At 43.6% G+C, this 24,002-nt stretch carries 22 protein-coding genes and 1 tRNA gene; 19 read left to right on the forward strand and 4 right to left on the reverse strand.

The genetic code is table 11. The features are described from left to right. Positions 1-121: 121 nt before the first annotated feature. The 7 genes from GVO60_RS07690 to citC all read left to right on the forward strand — a co-directional run bounded on the left by GVO60_RS07690 (position 122) and on the right by citC (position 7,358). On the forward strand, positions 122-1,516 hold the full coding sequence (locus GVO60_RS07690; RefSeq protein ID WP_159652594.1) for a sensor domain-containing diguanylate cyclase: 1,395 nt from the start codon (positions 122-124) through the stop codon (positions 1,514-1,516). A 120-nt stretch (positions 1,517-1,636) separates the two neighbouring features. Continuing rightward, a tRNA-Gly gene (locus GVO60_RS07695) sits at positions 1,637-1,711 on the forward strand. A 177-nt stretch (positions 1,712-1,888) separates the two neighbouring features. Next, entirely contained in the window at positions 1,889-2,542 is a 654-nt protein-coding gene (locus tag GVO60_RS07700) for a hypothetical protein (RefSeq protein ID WP_159652596.1), read from the forward strand. A 421-nt stretch (positions 2,543-2,963) separates the two neighbouring features. Further along, the gene (locus GVO60_RS07705) at positions 2,964-3,953 is read left to right on the forward strand and encodes a Bug family tripartite tricarboxylate transporter substrate binding protein (protein ID WP_159652598.1); all 990 of its coding nucleotides are present in this window, start codon (positions 2,964-2,966) and stop codon (positions 3,951-3,953) included. Positions 3,954-4,042: 89 nt separating this feature from the next. Further along, the gene (locus tag GVO60_RS07710; RefSeq protein ID WP_159652600.1) at positions 4,043-4,537 is read left to right on the forward strand and encodes a tripartite tricarboxylate transporter TctB family protein; all 495 of its coding nucleotides are present in this window, start codon (positions 4,043-4,045) and stop codon (positions 4,535-4,537) included. A 9-nt stretch (positions 4,538-4,546) separates the two neighbouring features. After that, positions 4,547-6,052: a tripartite tricarboxylate transporter permease gene (locus tag GVO60_RS07715; protein WP_159652602.1), complete on the forward strand. Its 1,506-nt coding sequence runs from the start codon at positions 4,547-4,549 to the stop codon at positions 6,050-6,052. 196 nt (positions 6,053-6,248) lie between these two features. Next, entirely contained in the window at positions 6,249-7,358 is a 1,110-nt protein-coding gene (gene citC / locus GVO60_RS07720; protein WP_159653287.1) for a [citrate (pro-3S)-lyase] ligase, read from the forward strand. 58 nt (positions 7,359-7,416) lie between these two features. Here the strand turns inward: citC and citX (GVO60_RS07725) are convergent, their stop codons facing one another. Next, a complete protein-coding gene (citX, locus tag GVO60_RS07725) occupies positions 7,417-7,920 on the reverse strand; it encodes a citrate lyase holo-[acyl-carrier protein] synthase (RefSeq protein ID WP_159652604.1) in 504 nt (167 codons plus the stop codon). Positions 7,921-8,187: 267 nt separating this feature from the next. Here citX (GVO60_RS07725) and GVO60_RS07730 point away from each other — a divergent pair, with 267 nt between their 5' ends. The 11 genes from GVO60_RS07730 (at position 8,188) to GVO60_RS07780 (ending at position 19,203) form a co-directional block, all read left to right on the forward strand. Next, positions 8,188-8,448 carry an OadG family protein gene (locus GVO60_RS07730; RefSeq protein WP_159652606.1) on the forward strand — a complete coding sequence of 87 codons (261 nt, stop codon included), beginning with the start codon at positions 8,188-8,190 and terminating at the stop codon, positions 8,446-8,448. Positions 8,449-8,457: 9 nt separating this feature from the next. After that, entirely contained in the window at positions 8,458-10,257 is a 1,800-nt protein-coding gene (gene oadA / locus GVO60_RS07735; protein ID WP_159652608.1) for a sodium-extruding oxaloacetate decarboxylase subunit alpha, read from the forward strand. A gap of 9 nt (positions 10,258-10,266) precedes the next feature. Beyond that, on the forward strand, positions 10,267-11,571 hold the full coding sequence (locus GVO60_RS07740) for a sodium ion-translocating decarboxylase subunit beta (RefSeq protein WP_159652610.1): 1,305 nt from the start codon (positions 10,267-10,269) through the stop codon (positions 11,569-11,571). Positions 11,572-11,674: 103 nt separating this feature from the next. Then, entirely contained in the window at positions 11,675-13,312 is a 1,638-nt protein-coding gene (locus tag GVO60_RS07745; RefSeq protein WP_159652612.1) for an ATP-binding protein, read from the forward strand. Then, positions 13,309-13,995 carry a response regulator gene (locus GVO60_RS07750; protein WP_159652614.1) on the forward strand — a complete coding sequence of 229 codons (687 nt, stop codon included), beginning with the start codon at positions 13,309-13,311 and terminating at the stop codon, positions 13,993-13,995. The genes GVO60_RS07745 and GVO60_RS07750 overlap by 4 nt, the downstream gene beginning before the upstream one ends. Before the next feature lie 241 nt (positions 13,996-14,236). Beyond that, on the forward strand, positions 14,237-14,539 hold the full coding sequence (gene citD / locus GVO60_RS07755) for a citrate lyase acyl carrier protein (protein ID WP_159652616.1): 303 nt from the start codon (positions 14,237-14,239) through the stop codon (positions 14,537-14,539). Further along, positions 14,536-15,414 (forward strand): citrate (pro-3S)-lyase subunit beta, encoded by an 879-nt coding sequence (gene citE / locus GVO60_RS07760; RefSeq protein ID WP_159652618.1) that lies wholly within the window; start codon positions 14,536-14,538, stop codon positions 15,412-15,414. Before citD ends, citE begins: the two co-directional genes overlap by 4 nt. A gap of 9 nt (positions 15,415-15,423) precedes the next feature. Next, on the forward strand, positions 15,424-16,932 hold the full coding sequence (gene citF, locus GVO60_RS07765) for a citrate lyase subunit alpha (protein WP_159652620.1): 1,509 nt from the start codon (positions 15,424-15,426) through the stop codon (positions 16,930-16,932). Between the two features lie 3 nt (positions 16,933-16,935). Beyond that, positions 16,936-17,457 (forward strand): citrate lyase holo-[acyl-carrier protein] synthase, encoded by a 522-nt coding sequence (gene citX / locus GVO60_RS07770; RefSeq protein ID WP_159652622.1) that lies wholly within the window; start codon positions 16,936-16,938, stop codon positions 17,455-17,457. Continuing rightward, on the forward strand, positions 17,444-18,400 hold the full coding sequence (gene citG / locus GVO60_RS07775) for a triphosphoribosyl-dephospho-CoA synthase CitG (RefSeq protein WP_159652624.1): 957 nt from the start codon (positions 17,444-17,446) through the stop codon (positions 18,398-18,400). The genes citX (GVO60_RS07770) and citG overlap by 14 nt, the downstream gene beginning before the upstream one ends. A gap of 29 nt (positions 18,401-18,429) precedes the next feature. After that, complete coding sequence (locus GVO60_RS07780) at positions 18,430-19,203, forward strand: DUF5718 family protein (protein ID WP_159652626.1); 774 nt, start codon at positions 18,430-18,432, stop codon at positions 19,201-19,203. A gap of 59 nt (positions 19,204-19,262) precedes the next feature. On the opposite strand, the gene GVO60_RS07785 is transcribed toward GVO60_RS07780, so the two are convergent. Further along, positions 19,263-19,538, reverse strand: coding sequence for a hypothetical protein (locus GVO60_RS07785; protein WP_159652628.1), 276 nt, complete (start codon positions 19,536-19,538; stop codon positions 19,263-19,265). A 429-nt stretch (positions 19,539-19,967) separates the two neighbouring features. Here GVO60_RS07785 and fusA point away from each other — a divergent pair, with 429 nt between their 5' ends. Further along, positions 19,968-21,989 (forward strand): elongation factor G, encoded by a 2,022-nt coding sequence (gene fusA, locus GVO60_RS07790; RefSeq protein ID WP_159652630.1) that lies wholly within the window; start codon positions 19,968-19,970, stop codon positions 21,987-21,989. 53 nt (positions 21,990-22,042) lie between these two features. Here the strand turns inward: fusA and GVO60_RS07795 are convergent, their stop codons facing one another. Next, the gene (locus GVO60_RS07795; protein WP_159652632.1) at positions 22,043-22,738 is read right to left on the reverse strand and encodes a VV20781 family protein; all 696 of its coding nucleotides are present in this window, start codon (positions 22,736-22,738) and stop codon (positions 22,043-22,045) included. Positions 22,739-22,809: 71 nt separating this feature from the next. Next, the gene (locus GVO60_RS07800; RefSeq protein WP_159652633.1) at positions 22,810-23,364 is read right to left on the reverse strand and encodes a hypothetical protein; all 555 of its coding nucleotides are present in this window, start codon (positions 23,362-23,364) and stop codon (positions 22,810-22,812) included. Between the last annotated feature and the right edge of the window lie 638 nt (positions 23,365-24,002).

The following is a 24,002-nucleotide window of genomic DNA, read 5'->3' on the forward strand; positions in this document are numbered from 1 at the left end:
ACACTTGAGACTTTTCTCTATTCGCGCTTATTTACCCTGTTAAGAGTAAGGAATACACCGCGATATCTAAGAGTAGTCTAGTATTTATCTATACAGTGACAGTTAACGATTGGGTAGAGCGATGGCAAAGTTGAGCCCTCGAAGTACGTTCAAAAAATTAAAAGTGATAAGTTTTGCTTGGTTATTGCTAATAGTAAGCCTACCAAGTTTAGCATGGGCGGATCTCGAAACTCTAAGGGTCGCAAATTCAAAAGCTTGGAAACCCTTCTCCTATCTTAATGATCAAAATGAGCCTGCGGGTATTCTTATCGATTTTTGGCGTGAATATGGCAAAGCAAATGACGTTCATATTGAGTTTGTTTTGCTGGACTGGAATGATTCGCTACTGGCCGTAAAAGAGGGGAAAGCAGATGTCCATGCGGGATTAATGTGGTCAGAATCAAGGGACTCTTTCTTAGATTACGGCGATGCATTGTTTCGAATTGAAGCCCAGCTATATTACAGCCAACTAGCACTGGGAACCGACATCGATTTACTGCTTAACGGTGAGTTAGATCAGGCCATTGGAGTCGTTAAAGGGGGCTATGAGGAGATGTACGTTAGGAGCGAATACCCTAACGCTAAGTTGAAGCTATATGATAATAATCAACTCTTAATCGAAGGGGCCTTTGCTGCTGAAATTATCGCCTTTGCAGCGGATCTTCATGTCGCAAATTTTTATCTCTATTCGTCACCAACTCCGAACAGTTTTGTGCCAATTAAGTTTTTGTATTCAGGCGAAATCTTCCCAGCCGTTGCCGAAGGGAAGGCTGAACTGGTGTCTCGAATTACCCAAGGGTTTAAGCAAGTTGATGAAAGTGAGAAAAACAAAATACTCAATAAGTGGATGCACATCGAAACTGTCTATCCTGATTATTTGGCGCCAATGGTTATTGGAGCCGTAGCTTTAGTGACTTTGCTTTATATCGTCTTACTTAGAGGGACGGTAAAAGCCAGAACTGCAGAGCTGGAAACGGCGAATCATAAGCTTACCAAGTTATCGATGACAGATGAGCTGACTCAAATTCACAATCGCCGCTATTTCATGGATCAGTTAGATAAAATCAGTTCTGAAGACAGGCCCGTCGCTGTCATGGTGTTTGATATCGACGATTTTAAAGTGATCAATGATACATGGGGTCATGGTGTTGGTGATGATGTGATCAAGTCCGTTGCAGAGCAAGCCAAAAACAGTTTAGGCCCAGATATCGTTATGGCAAGGATTGGCGGTGAAGAATTCGCTCTGATCGCATTTGAACTCGACTACTGTGAAGCGCACGATCAAGCAGAGTCGATTTGCGCAGCGGTCAATGAACTGCAATTAGATAATGATTTGCATACGAAAGTGTCTATAAGCCTTGGTTGTGCTTATTATCAAAGCCCAGACTCACGAATCGATTTATCAGTTGCTGACCGTTTAATGTATGAAGCCAAAACTTGGGGTAAGAATCGCGCAGTATCGGAGCGAGCAGATTGAGCGATTTTTGAAGAAATACTTGTCGATATGCTCATCTATTCATCACTTAGCATTAAATCAGCAAAAAACGCTTTTCTTTTCAGTAAGATCTGGCATATTAGTACTCGTCAACACGACGTAGCGTACTTCGTATAATGGCTATTACCTCAGCCTTCCAAGCTGATGATGCGGGTTCGATTCCCGCAGTACGCTCCAATCCTTCCTCATGCTTTACCAATCTTAAGTTTTTGAAATCAAAGCGCTTAACGGCGTGTTTTCTTGTATCTGTCGTTTTTGAGTTTTTGCTGAAATACGTTGATAGTTTCCATATTGTTACTAGTGGCTAGGTTTCTGATATAGTTCGGTTAATTTTTTACAAATATGGATTTATCAATGAAAACCTTGTTGATGGAGAGTTTGTACTTCTCTCGCACCTATGCAGGTTCTATTTTCCGGATTATTGGACCATTCTTCATCGCAATGGCGCTGTTCGGTGGTTATACCTATATGATAGAAGATGAGCCCGGTTGGTTGTCCGTCGCCTATCTGACGGTGTTTATCGGTGGTCAATCTTTCTATATTTGTCGACTGATTAAGTTTATGGGGTCGGTAGTTTCCGGCAGTGAGGTCGATTTATCAGTATCGGTATCTGAATGGTTTAGGCTGCTGATAGTTCATATTTTATATGGCATTGCGGTGCTTGTTGGTATTTTGGCTCTGATTATTCCAGGCATTTATATGTCAGCCAAATACGGGTTTGCAGAGTTTGAATGTGTTCTCAATAAGCGCTCGCCAATGGAAGCTCTGGGATCCAGTTGGGAACAAACCAAAGGGCATGTTAAAACACTCATGCTAGGTGTGTTTACGATTACCATCACGGGTATTCTTTTTGATCTTCTGTTGGATTGGATTGGCGAAATGGCTCCAGATTTAATGCTGCCACTCGGCGTGTTAAGCGAGCTTGGATCTTCAATCGTAGTTGTATTGGTCTCTGTATTCTACTTTCGTGTTTATGTCTCTACTTTGGAGAAAGGTGACACGCAGTAGATGGCTCCCTCTAGCTGTGGGTGGAGTATCACCCGCAGCTAACTAGAAATCGATTAGATTCAATTGCTTTTCTCTTCCCTCTCATTTCATTTCGCGTTTTTTCCAATTCTCTTTTAAGTTTGACGAACCCAATTCACTACTTGGCGCACATTAATTCCCGTTTATGCTTCCATCGCTTTGATCTACCGCACAATGCTCTTCATTTTATTACAATTGATTGGTTGTTAACTTTCTGATTTTAAAGTCTTTTTGTGTAAAGTTCATTAAAGCCATAACCTACATTAAACAACTAATTTATAAGGCGACCCATCACATAACATCTTGCCTGTTCATTCAATAATAACCTTATCAACTACGGCGGTTTATTAATAATCCACCAGTGGTTGAAATCAAAATAACATAACCATAATAGGTATATAGAATGAACATGAAACTAAAGAGTTTGATGATTGGAGCGGCAATGACCTCTGTTGCAGCTCTTCCATTAACGAGTGTTGCTGGCGAAGATTATCCGCCTAAGACCCTTTCGTTTGTTGCTCCATCTGGTGCTGGCGGCGGTTGGGATCTGACAATCCGTACAGTGGCTAAAACACTGAAAGATACTGGTCTGGTAGAGGCTAATATGCCGATTACTAACCGCCCAGGTGGCGGCGGCGCAGTAAACTTGGCGTATATGCAGACTCAAAAAGGTAGTGGCAAGCTTATCTCAGTTTACTCTCCACCAATTCTGTTAACCAACCTAACGGGTGCTAGCAAATACAGCTACCAAGACACAACCCCTCTTGCTCGTTTGATCACTGACTATGGTGCTTTTGTTGTTTCAAAGGACTCTAAGTACAAGTCAATCAACGAAGTGATGGATGCGCTACGTAAAGATCCTAAATCAGTCAAAATTGGCGGCACTTCTGCGGCAGGCAGTATGGACCATATCCAATTCTTGCTTATCGCAAAAGCGGCTGACGTACCAAACCTTAACCAGATCGACTACATCTCCTTTCAAGACGGTGGTGCGGTGGCTCAGGTATTGGGTGGACACGTTGACCTCATTTCAACCGGTCTTGGCGATGTGGCGCAGCTAGTCGAAAGCGGCAACCTACGTGCACTTGCTCAAACAGCATCTAAACGTGTGGGCGAAGGCAAAGTTGCTGAAATCCCAACGGTAACTGAGCAAGGTATCGACGCGACGTTTGAGAACTGGCGCGGTCTGTTTGGCCCAAAAGATATGCCTGAAAACGCAGTGACTTACTGGAATGCAACGCTGAAAGAAATGGTGGAAACGCCAGAATGGGCTGAAGCTCGTAAGCGTAACGGTTGGGATGCAGCTTATCAAAATGGTGAAGATTTCACTAAGTTCCTTGCGCAAACCAATGAACAGTACAAAGAAATCCTCGCTGAAATCTTTAAAAGATAAGGTTTGCTGGTAGTCGGCTAGGGCGCTGTTACTTGGCGCTCTAGCTGTTGATAACCACAGTTTATCTCTCGGTTAGAAAAGGATTAAAAATGGAAAATAAAAACGTTCGTCCAAACTGGGATGCATTTACCGGCATATTCAGCATTGGTTTTGGTCTTATTTATGGTGGTATGACATATGCGATGCCTAGGGCTGCATTTGGAAATCCATTAGATCCCGTTTATTTCCCTATGGGTGTGGCAGTACTGGCAATTTTCATTGGCTGTATTTTACTTGCCAAAAGCAACATTAAAGCCTCTATACAAGCTTATGTAGATCTCATCAATGAAGATGAAGTGAAGAAGTTTGACCGCAAACGCATCCTATACACATGTATTGTCTCAATTGGCTATGCATTGTTATTTGACCCACTGGGTTATGTGATCAGTACCTTTATGTTCCTGTTTGCGATGCTGACCATCACAAGTGGCATCCAAGAATGGAAGAAGAGTACTTTGGTTGCTTTAGCTTTCTCTGTCAGTGTGTTCTTTATTTTTAGCACGCTGCTCAGCATTAGTCTTCCACCACTACCTTTCATGGGTTAAGGCTCTACTATGTCTGATATTTTTGTTAACTTACTCAACGGTTTTGGTGTTGCCTTTCAACCGTACCACTTGTTACTTGTAACAGTTGGTGGTGTTCTCGGCACTATTGTCGGGATGTTACCTGGCTTAGGCCCTGCAACAGGGGTGGCAGTTTTACTTCCGATGACATTCGCTATGGGGCCTACAGCGGCATTGATCACCATGACAGGTGTTTACATTGGCGCGATGTTCGGTGGCTCACGTAGTTCGATTTTGATTAACACTCCTGGGGATGGCGCAGCGTTGGCAGCAACGTTTGATGGCTATCCAATGGCGATGAAAGGGCGTGCAGAATCCGCATTGGCTATTTCTGCAATTGCTTCGTTAATCGGCGGTATGATTGCAGCGGTTCTAATGACACTTCTAGCAGAGCCTGTAGCAGGGTTTGCCCTTAAGTTTGGCCCAGCTGAGTACTTCTTGTTAATGGTGGCAGCCTTGTCTATGACGGCGTCTATGTCTAAGGGCAATATGCTGAAGGGCTTCTTATCGATGGTGATTGGTTTAGCTATCGCGACAGTCGGCATTGATGCTCAAACAGGCACAGAACGTTTCACATTTGGTAACTTGCACCTTCAAACTGGTATCGATTTCCTAGTGGTTATCATTGGTATCTACGCGATGGGCGAAGTATTTAAGAGCTTCAGTTCATTGAGTAAAGGCACCAAGAAAGCGCAAACGAAATTCAAGCGTATCTGGATTGAAGGGGACGACTGGAAACGTTCTAAATGGGCAATCCTACGTAGTGCGCCAGTTGGTTTCATCATCGGTTCTCTACCTGGTGCTGGTGGTACGATGGCTTCACTTATGTGTTACAACAACGAGAAACAGTTGTCGAAGCACAGCGAAGAGTTTGGTGATGGTGCAATCGAAGGTCTAGCGGCACCTGAATCAGCGAACAACGCGGCATCTATCGGCGCGATGATCCCAATGCTATCACTTGGTGTTCCGGGCTCTGGTACAACAGCGGTAATGATGGGTGCACTTCTTATGTTGGGTATTCAACCTGGTCCACTATTGTTCGTTCAGCACGCTGACGTAGCATGGGGCCTTATCGCAAGTATGTTCGTTGCAAACATCATTCTTGCAGTTGTGAATATCCCACTGGCAGGCGTTCTTGTTCGAGTACTGGCTATTCCACCAAAAGTGCTTTACCCAATTGTTCTTGGTCTTGCATTTATCGGTTGTTACGCAATCAGCAGCTCAGTGATTGAATTCTACATTCTGGTTATCCTTGGTGTTGCGGGTGTTGTAATGAAACGCGCTAACATTCCAACAGCACCAATGATCCTTGCTGTTATTGTTGGCGGTACGATGGAGCAATCATTCCGTCAGGCATTCAGAATCTCAAACCAAGATCTGTCTATCTTTGCTAGCTCAACGGTTTCTCAAGTACTGATCGCGATAACTGTTCTTTCAATTGCACTGCCTATCATCGGTATGATGAAAAAGCGTAAGCAAGTTCAACAACCTGCGTAGCGGTTAATTGAGCGTTAAAACTGAAAGCCAATTAATTCCGATTGATTGGCTTTTTTTGATTTCATAAGCACCCGAAAAATTAAATCAATTAACACCATTAAGTTAATTATCTCTGCTAGTGGCTATGACAGTCGTCATTATTTGTATGGCGAGGCCGAACGATAATTACATGGTAAATTTTAAACGAGAAGAGACAGTGCTCACGTCATACCATTTTGAACAAATACAAAGACAAAATTCTCGAAAAATGGAGTTAGTTCGAACCTTCCTTACCAAAATGGGGCTAGGGGTTGACCAGGATGTTGAGTTTTTTGTGGTGGCCTTTTCAAACCATCAGGTTGTCGCAACGGGTGGTATTGCAGGTAATACTCTTAAATCCATTGCAGTCGACGAACGTTTCCAAGGTATGGGGCTTTCAACATCGCTACTGAGTGAATTAGTGACCATGGCGTATGATGCGGGTCGGTATAACCTATTTATCTACACCAAACCAGACAACTACCGACGATTTCGAGAAGCTGGCTTTTATATGCTAGCGTCAGTCAAAGATAGAGTTGTCTTGTTGGAAAACAGTAAACATCGCTTGTCGGACTATTGCTACGAACTTTCCCAGCATAAGAAGGAAGGAGAAGCGATCGGAAGCATTGTGATGAACGCTAATCCTTTTACAAACGGACATCGCTATCTGGTGGAGCATGCGGCTTCCCAATGCGATTGGGTCCACCTTTTCGTGGTTAAAGAAGACCGTTCGTTCTTCTCTTATCAAGACCGTTTGCACATGATTCGTGCCGGTTTAAAAGACTTAAAGAACGTCATCATTCATGAAGGCTCGGATTACATTATCTCGCGCGCGACATTTCCTAGCTACTTTCTAAAAGACGAAGGGGTGATTAACTACTGTCACACAGCAATGGACTTGAAAATATTTCGTAGCCACATTGCACCAGCATTAGGAATCACGCATCGATTCGTTGGCACGGAACCTATCTGCGCGGTGACTCGGTTTTACAATCAACAAATGCAGCAATGGTTAACGACACCGACGCTTGAGTGCCGCCCAATAGTATTGAGTGAGATACCAAGGGTAGAGCTTGAAAGTGCCAACTTACCTGTCTCTGCGTCATTGGTGCGTAATTTATTGTTCGACAACCAATGGGACATGATTGAGAAGTTGGTTCCTAAGACGACCTTTATTCACTTGAAGCAACTGTTTGATTTAGAGACCTCACCGTATCAAGTGAAACGAAAAGCAATGTCGATAGTCAAGCAAGCGCAAATCCCTGTAGAAGCTGAGACTAACCATTAAAAAAGCGCTGGAATACCAGCGCTTTTCTCATTTGTTTTTTAAGTTCACTTGTTCAAATTTAACTCTCCACTAAAGACAAAATAGCCTCTTCTATTTGAGCGGGAGTATGGCGTTTCATTGCGCTGCATCGTTGTGCCGTATCGTCACAAATCAAGCAGGGACGAGGCAGCATGTAGGAAGAACGACGAGAAATGGTTTTCCCTTGGCGACACATCACATCAAAATTAAACAGCGCCCCTTGTGGGTGGTTATGCTCAATTTGAATCATCGCCTTTTTCAGTAATGTACTAGAACGAATATCGATAGAGAACAGAGCTTCATGTTGGTGGTTCGTTGAAATCTGCTGCTCAATAATTGGGGCGTCCAACGCTCTTACCGTCCCAAATAGCGCATTTAACGCTGAGTTAAACAGCTGCGATGCCCATACTCGTTGGTTCAATGACGTTGGGATATTTAATGTCAAAGATAGAACCGGCTTCTGGTGGCTATCTAATAGTTTTTTCTTACGTTGTACGCGCTTTTCTAATCGGGTAAGCGTATCAAGCGTGGCTAGTTCGCTCATGGTGTCCTCGCATAGTAAACAGGCTCGAATCATCACGGTAACGCAATGACCAAATTATGAATTAGAGGTCAGGAGCGTTTCTTTATGGGGCTTGAGTTTTTAATGGTGTAAATGGTTAAAACTCTCTGAGCGTTAGAGGATGAAAATAATTAAATTAATTAACGCCATTAAAGAACTTTATGGGACGTAATTACGATGATGCGCTTCACGAAGTCAATCTCTTCATCGCTTTAGACTGATTTCACACTTTAAATGTGGATATTCGTAATGAGTCAACAACCAATCATTTATGAAGGCTTCATTCTCATGGGTTTAGGCATGGGCTTTGTTTTCTTCTTTCTCTGTTTATTAGTGGGAGCAATTCACTTGTTGTCTAAGGCATCAGCCCTTGTTCTCCCTGCAAAAACTGAAACAACGACAACGAAAGCACCTGAGTGCTCAACCTCTTCTGAGGATAACGTTATCGCTGCGATTACCGCGGCTATTCATCATCATAAAAAACTTAACGCAAAAAGCGCTCAAATCTAGGAGAGCCCAATGTCTGATATTAAAAAACCGCTTGGTATTACTGACGTCGTATTGCGCGATGCACACCAGTCTCTATTCGCAACACGCTTACGACTTGACGATATGTTGCCAATCGCGAGTGAATTGGACCAAATAGGCTATTGGTCTCTTGAGAGTTGGGGCGGCGCCACGTTCGATTCTTGCATCCGTTTCCTAGGTGAAGACCCATGGCTACGCTTGCGTGAACTCAAAAAGGCGATGCCAAATACTAAACAGCAGATGCTTTTCCGCGGCCAAAACATCTTGGGTTATCGCCACTACGCAGATGACGTGGTTGATAAGTTCGTTGAGCGCGCCGTTGTTAATGGTATGGATGTATTCCGTGTCTTTGACGCGCTAAACGACTCACGTAACTTGCAACGAGCGATAGAAGCAGTGAAAAAACAAGGCGCTCATGCTCAAGGGACAATTTGCTATACCACAAGTCCGGTTCATACCATGGATTCATGGGTGAATTTGGGCGAGCAGCTGGTTGAAATGGGCGTTGATTCCATCGCCATTAAAGATATGGCGGGTGTGATGACGCCATACGAAGCGAGTGAACTGGTTTCAACGTTGAAGAAACAGTTAGACATTGAACTGCATTTGCATTGCCACGCGACCGCAGGTATGGCTGATATGACATTGCTAAAAGCCATAGAAGCGGGTGTTGATCGGGTTGATACTGCGATTTCTTCAATGAGCGGCACTTATGGTCACCCTGCAACGGAATCCCTAGTGGCAGCGCTGAAAGGAACGGAAAGAGATACGGGTTTAGACATCAACAAACTCGAAAATATTTCGGCGTATTTCCGTGAAGTTCGCAAGAAGTACCATGCATTTGAAGGCCAACTTAAAGGGGCAGATTCACGTATTTTGGTTGCTCAAGTCCCAGGGGGGATGCTGACCAATATGGAAAGCCAGCTCAAACAACAAAATGCAATGGATAAGATTGACCAAGTGCTCGAAGAGATCCCTCGCGTTCGTGAAGACCTTGGCTTTATTCCTCTTGTAACGCCAACGTCGCAAATTGTGGGTACACAAGCTGTGATTAACGTGATGATGGGTGAACGCTACAAGACCATTACTAAAGAAACGGCCGGCGTATTGAAAGGTGAATATGGTCAAACACCTGCGCGTGTTGATTGTGATTTGCAGCAACGAGTGTTGGATGGCGCAGAAGCGGTGACGTGTCGTCCTGCAGATTTGATTGAACCTGAAGTCGAATCGCTGACGTTAGATGTCCAAGCGAAGGCGAAAGAGAAGGGGATTTCGCTTTGTGAAGATGTGATTGATGATGTACTTACCGTCGCACTGTTTGAGCAAGTAGGTTGGAAGTTCTTAGAAAACCGCCATAACCCTGAAGCGTTTGAACCTGTACCGATTGAACGAGTTGATTCACCGGCTGAGAAAGCAAGTGCACCGGCAGATTCAGCTGTTTATACCGTTAATGTTAACAATCAGGCATTTGTGGTTAGAGTCAACGAAGGTGCGGATCCTGAAGTATTGGCGCAAAGAACAACCGATACCCCCAAAGCAGCCCCTGTTTCAGCTAAACCTACCGCTCCTTCCGGTAACGCGGAGACAGTGGCTGCACCCCTAGCGGGTAATATCTGGAAGGTACATGCTAAGCCTGGTGATGAAGTGAAAGAAGGCCAAGTTCTGTTGATTCTTGAAGCGATGAAAATGGAAACCGAAATTCGCGCATCACGAGATGCCGTTGTCGATGGTGTGTCTGTCTCTGAAGGCGATGCAGTTCAAGTAGGCGATGCATTGGTTGCGTTGGCGTAGGGCACAAGTATGGATAGTGTAATTGCGTTAATTAAAGACTTCGGCTTCCTCCACTTACAGTTTGGTCAAGCAGCGATGATCCTAATCGGATTAGTGCTGCTCTACCTTGCGATAGTGAAGAAGTTCGAACCCTTGCTCCTAGTACCTATCGGTCTAGGTGGGATCTTAGCAAATTTGCCAGATGCAAATTTGGCGGTCAGTGCGGTTGAAGCGGCGATCTACGGAGGTAAAGCGGAAGTCTATGAAGCCTTATCTTCTATCGTCAATCTGGCCGATGTCACTAAAGAAGGATTAAAGCACGCATATGAAATGGCCACGCCGTTAGAAAAAATGCAACTGCAGTTATTAGCAGAGCAATTTAACTACTCTGACGGCATGCTCTATACTTTTTATAGCGTGACGATTGCATCTGGTGTAGGGCCTTTGGTTATCTTCATGGGCGTGGGCGCAATGACGGATTTTGGTCCTTTATTGGCTAACCCGAAAACCCTGTTACTCGGTGCAGCGGCTCAGTTTGGTATTTTTGCAACGGTCTTGGGAGCCTTAGGTCTTAGCCAATTAGGTATCATGGATTTCAGCGTGGCTCAAGCGGCGGCGATTGGGATTATTGGTGGTGCTGATGGTCCAACGGCGATTTACGTATCAAGTATGTTAGCGCCAGAGCTATTAGGTGCGATCGCAGTGGCGGCCTATTCCTACATGGCGTTGGTACCTATGATTCAACCACCAATCATGAAGGCTTTAACCACTGAGAGTGAGCGACAAATCTCAATGACTCAGCTGCGCAATGTGAGCAAACTTGAAAAAGTCTGTTTTCCATTGATGCTTCTAGTACTCATTGCCATGCTGCTCCCTTCAGCAACGCCGCTTTTAGGTATGTTCTGTTTTGGTAACCTAATGCGTGAATGTGGTGTTGTTGAGCGTTTAAGTGATACGGCTCAAAATGGCCTGATTAACATCGTGACCATTTTCCTTGGCTTATCCGTTGGTTCAAAACTTATGGCGGACAAGTTCCTACAGCCACAAACGTTAGGGATTTTGGCTTTAGGTATTGTGGCATTCTGTGTCGGTACTGCTACAGGGATCATCATGGCTAAGTTGATGAACAAACTGTGCCAAGAAAAAGTGAATCCACTGATTGGTTCGGCGGGCGTATCTGCGGTTCCAATGGCGGCTAGGGTCTCGAATAAAGTCGGCTTGGAAGCGAATAGCCAAAACTTTTTGTTAATGCATGCAATGGGGCCAAACGTCGCAGGGGTTATTGGTTCAGCAGTCGCAGCTGGAGTAATGATCAAGTATGTGATCGGTGGCTAGTAAATAGTTAAAAAGGAAGATCTCGTTATCTTCCTTTTTATCATTTATCTTGGCACTATATTAGTATAAATACTTCAAGTAAGTATGATTAAAAGGGATTTATATGAAAGCAGGTGTTATAAAACTGCTAACTAATTTTAAACGTGGGCCATCATTTAGAAGTCGCGTTTTTATATTAATTTTTGCTTTGATGATCGTGCAACTTGCTATTGTAACGACTAATTTTCACAAAAGCTTATTAGATACGCTTGAACACCAAGTAGGGACAAGAGCACTTATTCAAGCAAAAGAAATAGCTAGTGACCCAGAATTAATTCAAGAAGTTAGAATTAAGAATATTCCTGCCATTGAACGTCTTATTGGTCGACTGCATAAAATATCAGATGCCAGCTTTATTGTTGTTGGTGATGAAATAGGCACTCGACTCTCTCACCCTGATAAAGAAAAAATTGGACTGCCTATGCAAGGTGGTGACAATGCCGGTGTCTTGGAGCGTGGCGAATCTTATATATCGCTCCGAGAAGGCAGCCTAGGCTATGGTGTACGTGGCAAAGCGCCTGTCGTTGACTTCGATGGAGAAGTGATTGGCGTCGTCTCTGTTGGATATTTATTCAATCGCTTTGACCAATGGGTTGCATTTTATGCTGAACCTTTGCTGCTAGAGCTGATTTTACTCTTATTCATGACCGTTGTTGGCGCTTGGTACTTTTCGAGTCATATTAAAAAGAAAATGAATGGCATGGAACCCTCTGAGATTGGTTTAGCCCTTCACTTGCAAAAATCTATTTTAACCTCTGTTTACGAAGGGGTTATTGCCGTTGATAGAAAAGGAACCATCTTTGCCGTAAATAAAAATGCGGCGAGAATTTTGGGTATTGAATCTTATTTTGAGAAAATGAAATCTAGCTCGATCTTAGAATATATTTCCAATACGCAATTCTTTTTTCAAACACCTTTCGAAAGCGATATTAAAGATGAAATTATTGTTATAAATGGTCAAACGGTTATTGCCAACCGAGTGGCGATTTATGACCAAGAAGAATTATTTGGTTGGGTGGTCAGTTTTAGAGCGAAAAATGATATTAACTCGCTTGCTGCTGAATTGACTCAAATCAAACAATATACGGATAACTTGCGTGTAATGCGTCATGAGCATGCAAACAAACTTTCCACAATTAGTGGGCTAATAGAAATAGGAGAATACAACGCAGCATTAGAGTTAATAAACAGTGAAAGTACCAGAAAACAACAATTAATCGACTTTGTCAGTTCTCGAATCCAACTAAAACAAGTCGCAGGGTTATTGCTTGGAAAGTATGCCCGAGCGTGCGAGTTAGGTTTAGAGCTGAAATTCGATCCAACGTGCCAACTAATACAATTAAACGCTTCAATAGAGCCAAATGAGCTTTCAGCTATCATAGGGAATTTGATTGATAATGCCTTTGAAGCCACGTTGAAAAATCCTGCTAGCGAAAAAATTGTCAACGTACTGATTACTGATGCCGGTGACGACTTAGTAATCGAAGTATCTGACAATGGGTGCGGTATCTCTAACGATATTGCTAGTACAATCTTTAGCCGCGGCGTGACCAGCAAAGATGATAGGGAGGGGCATGGCATTGGCCTGTATTTGATAAATCGTTACGTAACGAATGCAGGTGGTGTCATTCTGGTCGACGATGCTGAGCCTAAAGGAACAATTTTTTCAATATTTATTCCGAATAAAGGTAACAAAGCATGAATTTAATAGATGTCTTAATTATTGAAGATGAGGTGGGCATTGCAGAACTTCACGCACAGTTCTTCCGCCAGACATTACGATTTAATCCAATTGGAATCGCGTCGGATCTCGCGATGGCAAGAAATATGATCCGAATTCACCGCCCTAAGTTGATAATCTTAGATAACTATCTACCGGATGGAAGAGGCATAGATCTACTTAGAGAGATCATTGCGGATAAAAAATCCCCTCAACCTGATGTTATCTTGGTGACGGCTTCGAGCGAAATGGACACGGTAAAAGAAGCATTGCATTGTGGTTGTTTTGATTATCTTTTAAAGCCCATTTCTTATGAACGACTGCAAGATACGCTCAATCGATACCTGAAGTACAACTGTGCGATCAAAGCGTTTGACACCATCAGTCAGAGGCACGTCGATGATCTGTTTAACATGCAAGCGAGAGATAAAAGCTCAAGCCGTTTGCCTAAAGGGATAGGTGAACTCACTTTAGATAAAATACATCAGGTATTTAACGCTAATTGCGGCATTAAGTTTACTGCAGAATCATTGGGCGATGCGGTTGGTATTAGTAAAACAACGGCTAGACGCTACTTAGAGTACTGTTCAGCAAGCGGTTTTCTGTCCGTTGAAAACGAACATGGACGAGTCGGTCGTCCAGAGCGTGTTTACGTAAGAAACTGATCGCTTTAATCAAAACAAGACTGACGCCTTTCTCGTTTGGGGAAGGCGTTTTTTTGTTGCCTCTTCTCAGCAAACTTGGATTAAGTTCATTTAAAACATAAGTCAACTTTACCCTATGGCGAAATATGAGCGACGTCCATCAATATCCTTACTGGTTCACTGACAATAGACCTAACGCAAGCAGGTGTTTAACTGTTTTTTGCATCACTGTTCTATTTCAAACCTACCCTAAGGATCCATTATGGAAATACTTCAGCGCTCTTATGCTGGGACTTTGGAATCGAGTGATCTACTCGTCGAAGTTTCACCGGCTCCAGGTCGCTCTATTGAAGTTGAAATCATCAGCTCAGTAGAGAAGCAATTTGAGCCCGCCATTCGCAATGTGATCATGTCTACTCTTGATCAAATGGGGGTTAGCGCCATACGCATCTCCATCAATGATAAAGGTGCCCTTGATTGTGTCATTCGTGCTCGAGTTCAAGCTGCGGTTATGCGTGCAGCAAAAGGTGTTCATTGTCATCAGTTAGTTTGGGGGGCGATATGAGCGAAACACTACGCCGAAGTATGTTATTTGTTCCAGGTTCAAACGCGGCCATGCTTAGCACGTCATTTATCTATGAAGCTGACGCCATCATGTTTGATTTAGAAGATTCCGTCTCTCTTCGAGAAAAAGACACGGCAAGAATGCTGGTTTACAACGCGCTTCAACATCCCCTTTATAAAAATATCGAAACTGTGGTTCGCGTAAACGCGCTTGAGTCTGAGTATGGTCGATCAGACGTAATGGCGATGGTGAAAGCGGGCGTGGATGTGATTCGATTACCTAAGACGGATTCACTGCAAGACGTCATCAATATGGAGATGATGATCGAACAAGCAGAAATGGAATTTGGCCGCGATTTGGGTAGCACCAAAATGTTGGCTGCAATTGAATCTGCTATGGGGATCAATAACGCAGTAGCGATTGCTCACGGCTCTAAACGATTAATTGGTATTGCTCTTGGTGCTGAAGATTACGTACGAGATCTGCGCACTCAACGCTCACCAGAAGGTACGGAGCTTCTTTTTGCTCGCTGTTCCATCCTACAAGCCGCTCGCTCTGCGGGGATTATGGCTTTTGATACCGTTTATTCTGACTCTGGTAATGAAGCCGGTTTCCTTAAAGAAGCGCGCCATATTCATAATTTGGGCTTTGATGGAAAATCGCTGATTAACCCTCGTCAAATTGAATTGCTCCACAACGTGTTTGCACCTTCCGAAGAAGAAGTGGAACACGCTCTAGCGGTAATTGAAGTTGCTGAACATGCGGAGCGACAGGGTTCAGGAGTGGTTTCGTTAAACGGAAAAATGGTGGATGCGCCTATTATTGAACGCGCAAAGTGGACACTTGAAAGAGCCAAGTCTGGAATTAAACGTTAGGGCAGTACGATGAAAAATATAAACCTTGAGCTTTTAGAACGTCATCAATTGGAACCTTACACAGGCCCACATAGACTGACGCCTCACTTGATTCATAGCGAAAACAAGAAGCAACGAAAACTGTTTCGTACTCTAGAGTCGGCCATTGAAAATAGCGGACTTAAAGATGGAATGACTATCTCTTTTCACCACTCATTTCGCGGTGGAGACAAAACCATCAATATGGTGATGGATGTATTAGCGGAGATGGGTTTTAAGCAATTAACTTTAGCCTCTAGTTCTCTATCTGATGTGCATTCTCCTTTAGTGGGCCACATCAAAAATGGTGTAGTGAAAAAGATCTACACCTCAGGATTGCGTGGTGAGTTAGCGGAAGAGATCTCTCGCGGTTTAATGGAAGAACCAATCCATATTCATTCCCATGGCGGCCGTGTTCACTTAGTTGAAAGTGGCGAGCTAAATATTGATGTCGCGTTTTTGGCTGTATCGACCTCAGATGAATTCGGCAATGCCAATGCAGTTAGCGGACGCGCGCGTTGTGGTTCATTGGGTTACGCCAAAATAGACGCTCAGTACGCCAAACATACCATTCTTCTTACTGAGCAGATTGTTGAGTTTCCGAATCAACCTGCATCGATTGCTCAGGATGATGTTGATGGCATCGTTGAAGTGGCGAGCGTGGGTGATGCGTCGAAGATCGGTGGTGGCGCAACTCGTATGACGAATAATCCGCGCGAATTATTGATAGCACGACGCGCCGCAGATGTGATTGAGCAATCGGGTTATTTTTACGATGGATTCTCAATGCAAACCGGTTCCGGTGGCGCTTCTTTAGCGGTGACACGCTTTCTTGAAGAAAAGATGCAAAGAAACGGGATCAAGGCGAGTTTTGCCCTTGGTGGTATCACGTCCACTATGGTTGATCTGCACGAGAAGGGGTTCATTCAAAGCTTACTCGATGTGCAATCTTTTGATGCAGTCGCGGCTGAATCAATGGCAAGAAATCCAGGTCATATTGAAATTTCCGCAAACCAGTACGCCAACCCAGCATCTAAAGGGGCTGCAGTAGAAAAACTAGATGTAGTGATTCTAAGCGCATTGGAAATCGATATGGATTTCAACGTCAACGTCATTACCGGCTCTGATGGTGTGATTCGTGGTGCATCTGGCGGGCACAGTGATACCGCGGCCTCGGCAAACTTAACAATCATTGTTGCTCCACTTGTCCGAGGTCGCATCCCTACTGTTGTGAAATCTGTACTCAATATTGTGACTGTAGGCAGTCAAATTGATGTGTTGGTAACAGACCATGGTATTGCGGTGAATCCAGATCGTCCGGAAATAGCAGAACGCTTAAGTAAATCGGCGTTGCCAATCATGACCATTGAAGATCTTCAACAAAGAGCAGAAATGCTAACCGGTGAACTTCAGCCGATTCGCTATCAAGAGAATGTGGTTGGAATCATTCGCTACCGAGATGGTTCAGTGATTGATGTGATTAAGCAGGTCAAGGAGTAGAGGGTGTATCACGGTCCAATAGTGAGTCTTGAACAGATTCTCGAAAGCAGGGAGCAAAGGGCTGCGAAACAGAGAGAGTGGGTAGAGTCCCACTCTCTTCCTCTGATCAGTTTTACCATCAATATGGTTGGTAGCATCAAAAAAAATCACATTGCAAAAGTGGCTTTTGAGCAGGGTTTAAAAGCGATCGTCAATGGGTGCGTTCGAAATAATATGGCCGTCATGAAAATGGAGTTGGTAGAAGCTGTGACAGGGTATGAAACCCTATTGGCGGTAGACAGCAATGACATTCATAAATTAAAAAAAATGACGGTTCAGCTTGAAGATGAACACCCAATGGGACGTTTATTTGATATTGACGTAATTCGGCTTGATGGAAGGCCGATTTCGAGAACCACCATTAAACATCCTACTCGTCGCTGTTTGGTCTGTGAGCAAGATGCAAGAACCTGTATGCGATTGCGTAGCCACTCGACTTCGCAACTTGTTCAAAAAATGGAGGAGCTAGTAAATGCTTGCCAATAGAACTTTAGATTGGTTGATGGACGATTGTTGTCTCTATGAACCGAAAGAAGATGGTGAATCAAAACTCAATATTTGCGTCTTAGCGGGTAACTTAGCGTATCACGCGATGATGCTTGAAGTTCACCTAACGCCCAAGGCTGGTTTGGTTGACTGCACTAATTCTGGGGCGCACCAAGACATGAACTTGGCGACCTTTGTCAAAAGTAGCAACGTATTGAGACCATACATGAAGGCGTTTGTTCGTGCCGGTTATCAAGCGCCTAATACACTGGCCAGAGACTTACTGCCAAGGCTTCGCAAGGTAGGCGTTAGTGCGGAAAAAGCCATGTTTGACGCCACCCAAGGTGTGAATACTCATAAAGGTATGATTTTTACCATGGGGCTGATTTGTGGCGCTGTCGGCTGGCTCTATCGCAAAGGGATCAGCTATGACTCACACCGCGTTAGAGCGGTTATTAAAGAGTGTTGTGCCACCTTGGTTAACGAGCAGTTAAGGAGTATCCATTTGACGCCAAGCACTGCGGGCGAGCGTCTTTATCAAGAGTATGGGCTAACCGGAATCCGTGGTGAGGCTCAAAAAGGTTATCCAACTATTTTTGAGTATGGTTTACCCGCATACAACCGCGCCATTGCAAAAGGGGCGTCGGAAGAGCGTGCTTTAAGTGAAACGCTGTTAGTGCTGATGTCGCGCAACCAAGACACCAATGTGGTCAATCGTGCCGGTTTGGCAGGCTTAAAGTACGTCAAACAGAGTGCAAAGCAGATTCTCTCTACACCAAACTTGTCACACAAAAAGCTGGAACAGCAAATCGAGGCACTAGACCTCGCGTTTATCGAACAAAATATCAGCCCAGGAGGCAGCGCGGATTTATTAGCGGCTACTTGGTTACTCGCTCAACTGGATATTTGTTCTCAAGTACTTATAAATAAACAGGCGACGTAATAGTCGCCTCAGACTTCAAAGGAAAAGAAATGCTCTGTTTAGGGATTATTGGAAACTTTTCAGGCCATTTAAGTGGTGCGGAACAGGTAGAAGAGCAAGCTCTACCAAATGGAATTTTTGTTATTGATTGCAAAGAAGAAAGGACAGTAACCTCTGGCGAAACTCTTGCCTACCCACGCGCAGGTGACAGCGTGGATATTGAACCTGAGTTTGTCTTACGTTGTCAGGTCGAATATAAGGATGGCAAAGTGAACTCCTTGATGACGACACATATATCGATAGGCAATGATGTCACGATAAGAAACCTTCCTGAAAGTGAAAAGATATCGCAGCGAAAGTCATGGGGACGACATTCAAAGGGCATTAATCGACATTGGTGGAATGTGTCTCGGCTATCTCCGGCGAACTACGATGAAAGCATCAAGTTGATTTCGTATATTGAACGAGAAGGGCTATTTCATCTCGCCACACCTGCAGTAAGTTGTACCGAGTTGAAAGTGTTCTATTGTCACCTAATGGCTTGGATGGTGGGAAGGATCAATAATCAGAAAGATGAAGGAATGTATGAGGAGATTCTCCCTAAACTCGCGGAATTGGGTTACCCAAAAGAGATGATTCTATACACGGGTGCACCTAACTATACTAAGTGGGGGGAAGATAACTTTTTGCAGAAGGGCGATCAGGTCCATATTGCTGCCTACAACGCGAAGTTGATTGATGAACCTCTCATCGAAGATATGTTTCAGCGTAGAGCATTAATTAATGCAGACGCGATTCTCTCTTTCTCCCAAACTGTTGCTTGAAAAAAGAGCAATGACGAAAAGTTTGTCATTGCTCAAGCTCCAACAAAATCCCTACAAACCTATAAGCTTAGTTGTGTTGGAACAATACTTGCCGTTTCGTCGATTTCGATCTGGCTAACAAAGCTGTTGCTGTGCTCTTCGCAAAGTGGCACGACGAAAAGTGCTTGATCGGAAAAACATGACTGAGTCACTAACACCCCATGTTGATGTTGTTTGGTACAATTTCGCTCGGCGCAGTACTGGTATTGCTGAGCTGTAAAATGTTTCCAATAGCTTAACCAGTTCTGTTTTGACTCTTCACTTAGTGTATGGCTGCATGCGTTTGTAACTATCATATCGCTACCTTTTTGATTTGGCTTGGATACATAGTAGATCTGACGGTGAACTGGGTTTTTGAATTAACCCTCATGTTATTGAGGTGATTATGTCTTTATTGGTGCTAATGAATTAAATCAAATTCTGCTAGTAGCACCTGTTGTTTAGTAGCGAGTATTGTCGAGTTTCCCACTAAATTACTAGAACTTACTGGAGATATTCTCTAACCAGATCAAATTGTTGGTTTTATCGATGAGCTATGAAATAAGTCACAAAAATTTTATGGGTATTAAGGCATTCTAAAATCACTATCCTCCAAAATGGAGCGTCTATGCATAGAGTCATCCGGAAAATGACGTGGAAAACGAGCTGGCGGTAATCCCGCCCATACTCCAATGCAGTTAGTGATCTACCTTGGTTAATTCACACGCTCTATGCAAGGAGGCTCTATGCCTATCAACAAGATTCGCAACATCGCTTTTGTCGGTCAAACCGGCGTTGGTAAAACTACTCTCGTAGAAAAGCTACTCTTTACTTGTCAGGAAACATCTCATTTAGGCTGTGTTGAAAAAGGCGACACAGTAACCGACTTTGACCCACAATCCATCCAATATCAGCACAGTATTGAAGCGACACCCGTCACTTTAAGTTGGCAAAAACACCGATTGAATATTATCGACACTCCTGGGCAAAATGAATTACTCGGAAGGACGTTGAGTGTATTTCCTGCGGTGGAAACTAGCGCACTCATTATTGACCCGCAGCAGTCGATTAATCAAAGCACTGAGCGATTATTTGAGTTCGCCCATGAGCAGAAAAAGTGCCAAATGATCATCATTAACAAGATAGATCTTGCTGGTGGTGAGTTAGAACGAATCTTGAATGATATCCAACAGCGCTTTGGTGACAACTGTTTACCGATTAATTTACCAAGTGCAGATGGTACTCGAGTTGTCGATTGCTTTTTCGAGCCTGAAAGCAACGTAGATACGCTATTAGGTGATGTGGCGTCGACGCATGAAATCCTTATCGATCAAGTTATTGAAGTTGATGAAGAGCTGATGGAATTATACTTAGAGCAAGGCTCTGAACTATCAGCTCAACAGCTTCATGACCCGTTTGAAGAAGCGCTCCGAACAGGACATGTAATTCCCATTTGTTTTGCCTCTGCAGAAACAGGGGCCGGGGTCGAATTGCTATTGCGGACCTTGACGGAAATAATGCCAATGCCAAATGAAGGCAATCCACCTTTGTTAGAGAAAAACGGCAAGCTGATCAAAGTGAACTGTGAAACCTTGGAACACAGCGTAGCACACGTATATAAAATTAGTGTGGATCCATATATGGGTAAGTTGGCTTACATTCGGGTTTTCCAAGGCGAGATAAACAGCGGTAGCCAACTTATTATCGGGGAGGGCAATAAGCCGTTTAAAGTTGGACATTTATATCAACTACAAGGTAAGCAGCGCCATGAAATTTCGAAAGCACTTGCTGGCGATCTCTGTGTGTTAGCAAAAGTTGATGATTTGGAGTTCGATTCGATATTGCATGACTCGCGCGAAGAAGACGGTGTTTCACTCAAGACACTCCACTTGCCTGATCCCATGTATTCACTGTGTTTAAAACCGATAAAACGAGGTGACGAACAAAAGCTTTCCGATGTGTTAGCCAAAATTGCTAGTGAAGATCCATCTTTGAGAATTGAACATCGGGCGCGCACCAACGAGACAATCATTAGCGGGCAAGGTGAGTTCCACTTAAAAGTTGCCTTAGAGAAAATGTCGTCCATTTATAAGCTGCAAGTAGAAACAAGCCAGCCAAGTGTTGAGTATTACGAGACGATCACTCAATCTGCCGAAGGGCACTATCGCCACAAGAAACAAAGTGGTGGTGCGGGTCAATTTGGTGAGGTGAAACTGTCCGTCAAACCATTGGAGCGAGGCGCAGGGTTTAAGTTTGTCAATAAAGTGGTTGGCGGCGCGATTCCAACCGCTTTAATACCGGCTGTAGAGAAGGGGATTCGTCAAGCTCTTGAAGAAGGTGCGATTTCATCAAACCCAATTAAAGACATTGAAGTGACTGTGTTTGATGGTAAATATCACTCGGTTGATTCTAAAGAGATCGCATTTCTTATTGCGGGTAAAAAAGCCTTTTTGGAGGCGGTTCGTGCGGCAGCGCCAATTGTGCTAGAGCCGGTTGTCCAAATGGAGCTTAATATTCCTACTCAGAATGTGGGTGATGTGTCAGGGGACCTTTCTGGTAACCGAGGATTAATTGAGGGGGCAGATTCTGCATCGAACAACTTCACTGTCTTAAGAGCCAAATCACCAATTAACGAGCTTCAAGATTACGCTCGCAGATTACGAGCTCTGACGGGAGGAGAAGGTAGCTTTAACATGACATTGAGTCATTATGAGCCAGCGCCACCTGCTATTCAAAATCGAGTCTGTAGTGACTCTTCAACGGCATAGGAGTAAAAAAGGCGCTGAATCAGCGCCTTTTTAATCTGTCTGGTTGAGTCAAATTACTCGGCAGGTCTCCAGCTTAGGGCACTTGCGATTGCGCCAACAGCCAAAATATCTTGCTGCTCTTGAGACATTTCTGGCAACCACTGAACAGTTAAGATGCCGTTTGTTTGAACGGCAGCGACTTCTTTACCGTTTAACTTGAAGCTGTAACCCAATGGGTTTTCTAATGGCATCATTAAATTAGTGCCTGTATGGACTGTTTCCACTTCAAAGCGCTTACCGTTGATATTAATGTGGCCAGTTTCTTTCTTCTCGGTACCAAAATTGATCATTTTGTCCTCAGCAGCGATAGTAAAGTTACCAACTGATTGGCCTTTAGATGAAATGTCACAGGTGTAAGGAGCATTGCCGCCGAATTGCATCATGCCGACATTCACTGATGTACCACCACCTGAACAGCTTAGAACCCAGCTCTCACTGTTGTCTTTACGGGTGATTTCTGCCCCCATAGAGCCATCTTTGGTAGAAATGGTGTTAAACCAAGTCGAGCTAGATGCATCTCGCGAGTATTTACCCTCGTACAAACCACCCATAGTGAATTGTCCATCGCCACCTAGGCCCCATAGATCGCCGTCAGTTTTAATCAGCAATTCTGGCTGAGCTTTTACTGCCTCTGATTTGTCCATGATAGCCAAGCTACCACATGCTGTAAGACCAAGAACTGAGAAAAGAATAGCAATGTGTTTTTTCATGTTTGATACCAAATTATGTTGTAGACCAATGACACGTCACTGGGTAGAAAACTCGTAAACTAGGCTGGTGGTTACTCGATACCTTGTAGCTCTAAAGAGTATGAAATGGATTTTACTTGTCCGTCTGGGCTCGTTTTTACGATGTAACCAGAGTAATCATCGAAAAACTTGTCATTGATGATTATCCAATGGCCCTCTTTTTTGATTGCGTATGGCTCTACTTCACGATGTCCATAGCTGAAGCTTTTATAGATACCATCCAAGGCTTCACGTAAGACATCGGCTTGTAGGTCATCCGTTAGGCGGAAGCTCGTTTTTATGCAGTTTGCAATTTCTGGTAACGGCTGTGTGCTCGATGGGGTCGAAATAGCCTCAACTGTATCGCCTTGGTGTATGAAAAGGTGCTCACCAAAACTCGACTCGCTATCAGGAAGACGGATAGTCGGTGTCGCAGAATAAAATGTGCAGTCAAATGTAGAGCGTACGGCTAGGCTTTTTACTTGCTTAACATCTACCTGGAACCAATTAGTAACTTTATCGGAAATGTGTTGCTCTACACTTATAGATGCGTTTGCTGCAAATGGGAGAGAAGCAGCAAGTAAAGCAATCAAATTTTTACGCTTCATGGCATAGACTCTTTCTGGACAAGAAATTTGGCTGAATAGTAAATGTCTGAGAGATAAATGATAAGACTACAACAATGTGCGTATGGAGCGATAAGGTTTGAATGTAAGCCATCGAACGGTTGATGTTACAAACAATTAACCCAAAACAGTTTGAAAACGAAAGCGAAGAGGGCGAACAGGCCCTGTTTTATATATGGAACGAAACAAAATGAGGTTAATTTATAAGTATTGAATTCGGTATTTTCGGTCTATGTAAGCCAATGTAAGCAAAGTGGTGATGGATTGTAAGGCAAGCCCCCCTATTTCGTGTATCACAATTGAGACTATGTTTTGTAAACAAATAAATACGGCAAGCCAATCAGGTCAAAAAACAAACGAATCAAACAACTTTATTGAAGTAATTGTTTTTATTGTTAAATATTTCTTCATAAGTTGTCACGTTTTGGTTTGTGAATAATGGCAAATGGACGTGTCCTCTACGATTAAACAGTAGTCTGTATTGCAACTTTGTAAGGCGCGTAAATTGAGCATTTACAAATGTAAGGTAATTCTTACTCAAACTATTTGTTAGATTTATAAGTAGGGTTGATGCGTTAAACGTTTGCTATATACTGCGCGCAAATTTATAAGGTGGTGCG

The sequence above is a fragment of the Vibrio atypicus genome (genome assembly GCF_009811315.1).
GTDB lineage: Bacteria > Pseudomonadota > Gammaproteobacteria > Enterobacterales > Vibrionaceae > Vibrio > Vibrio atypicus.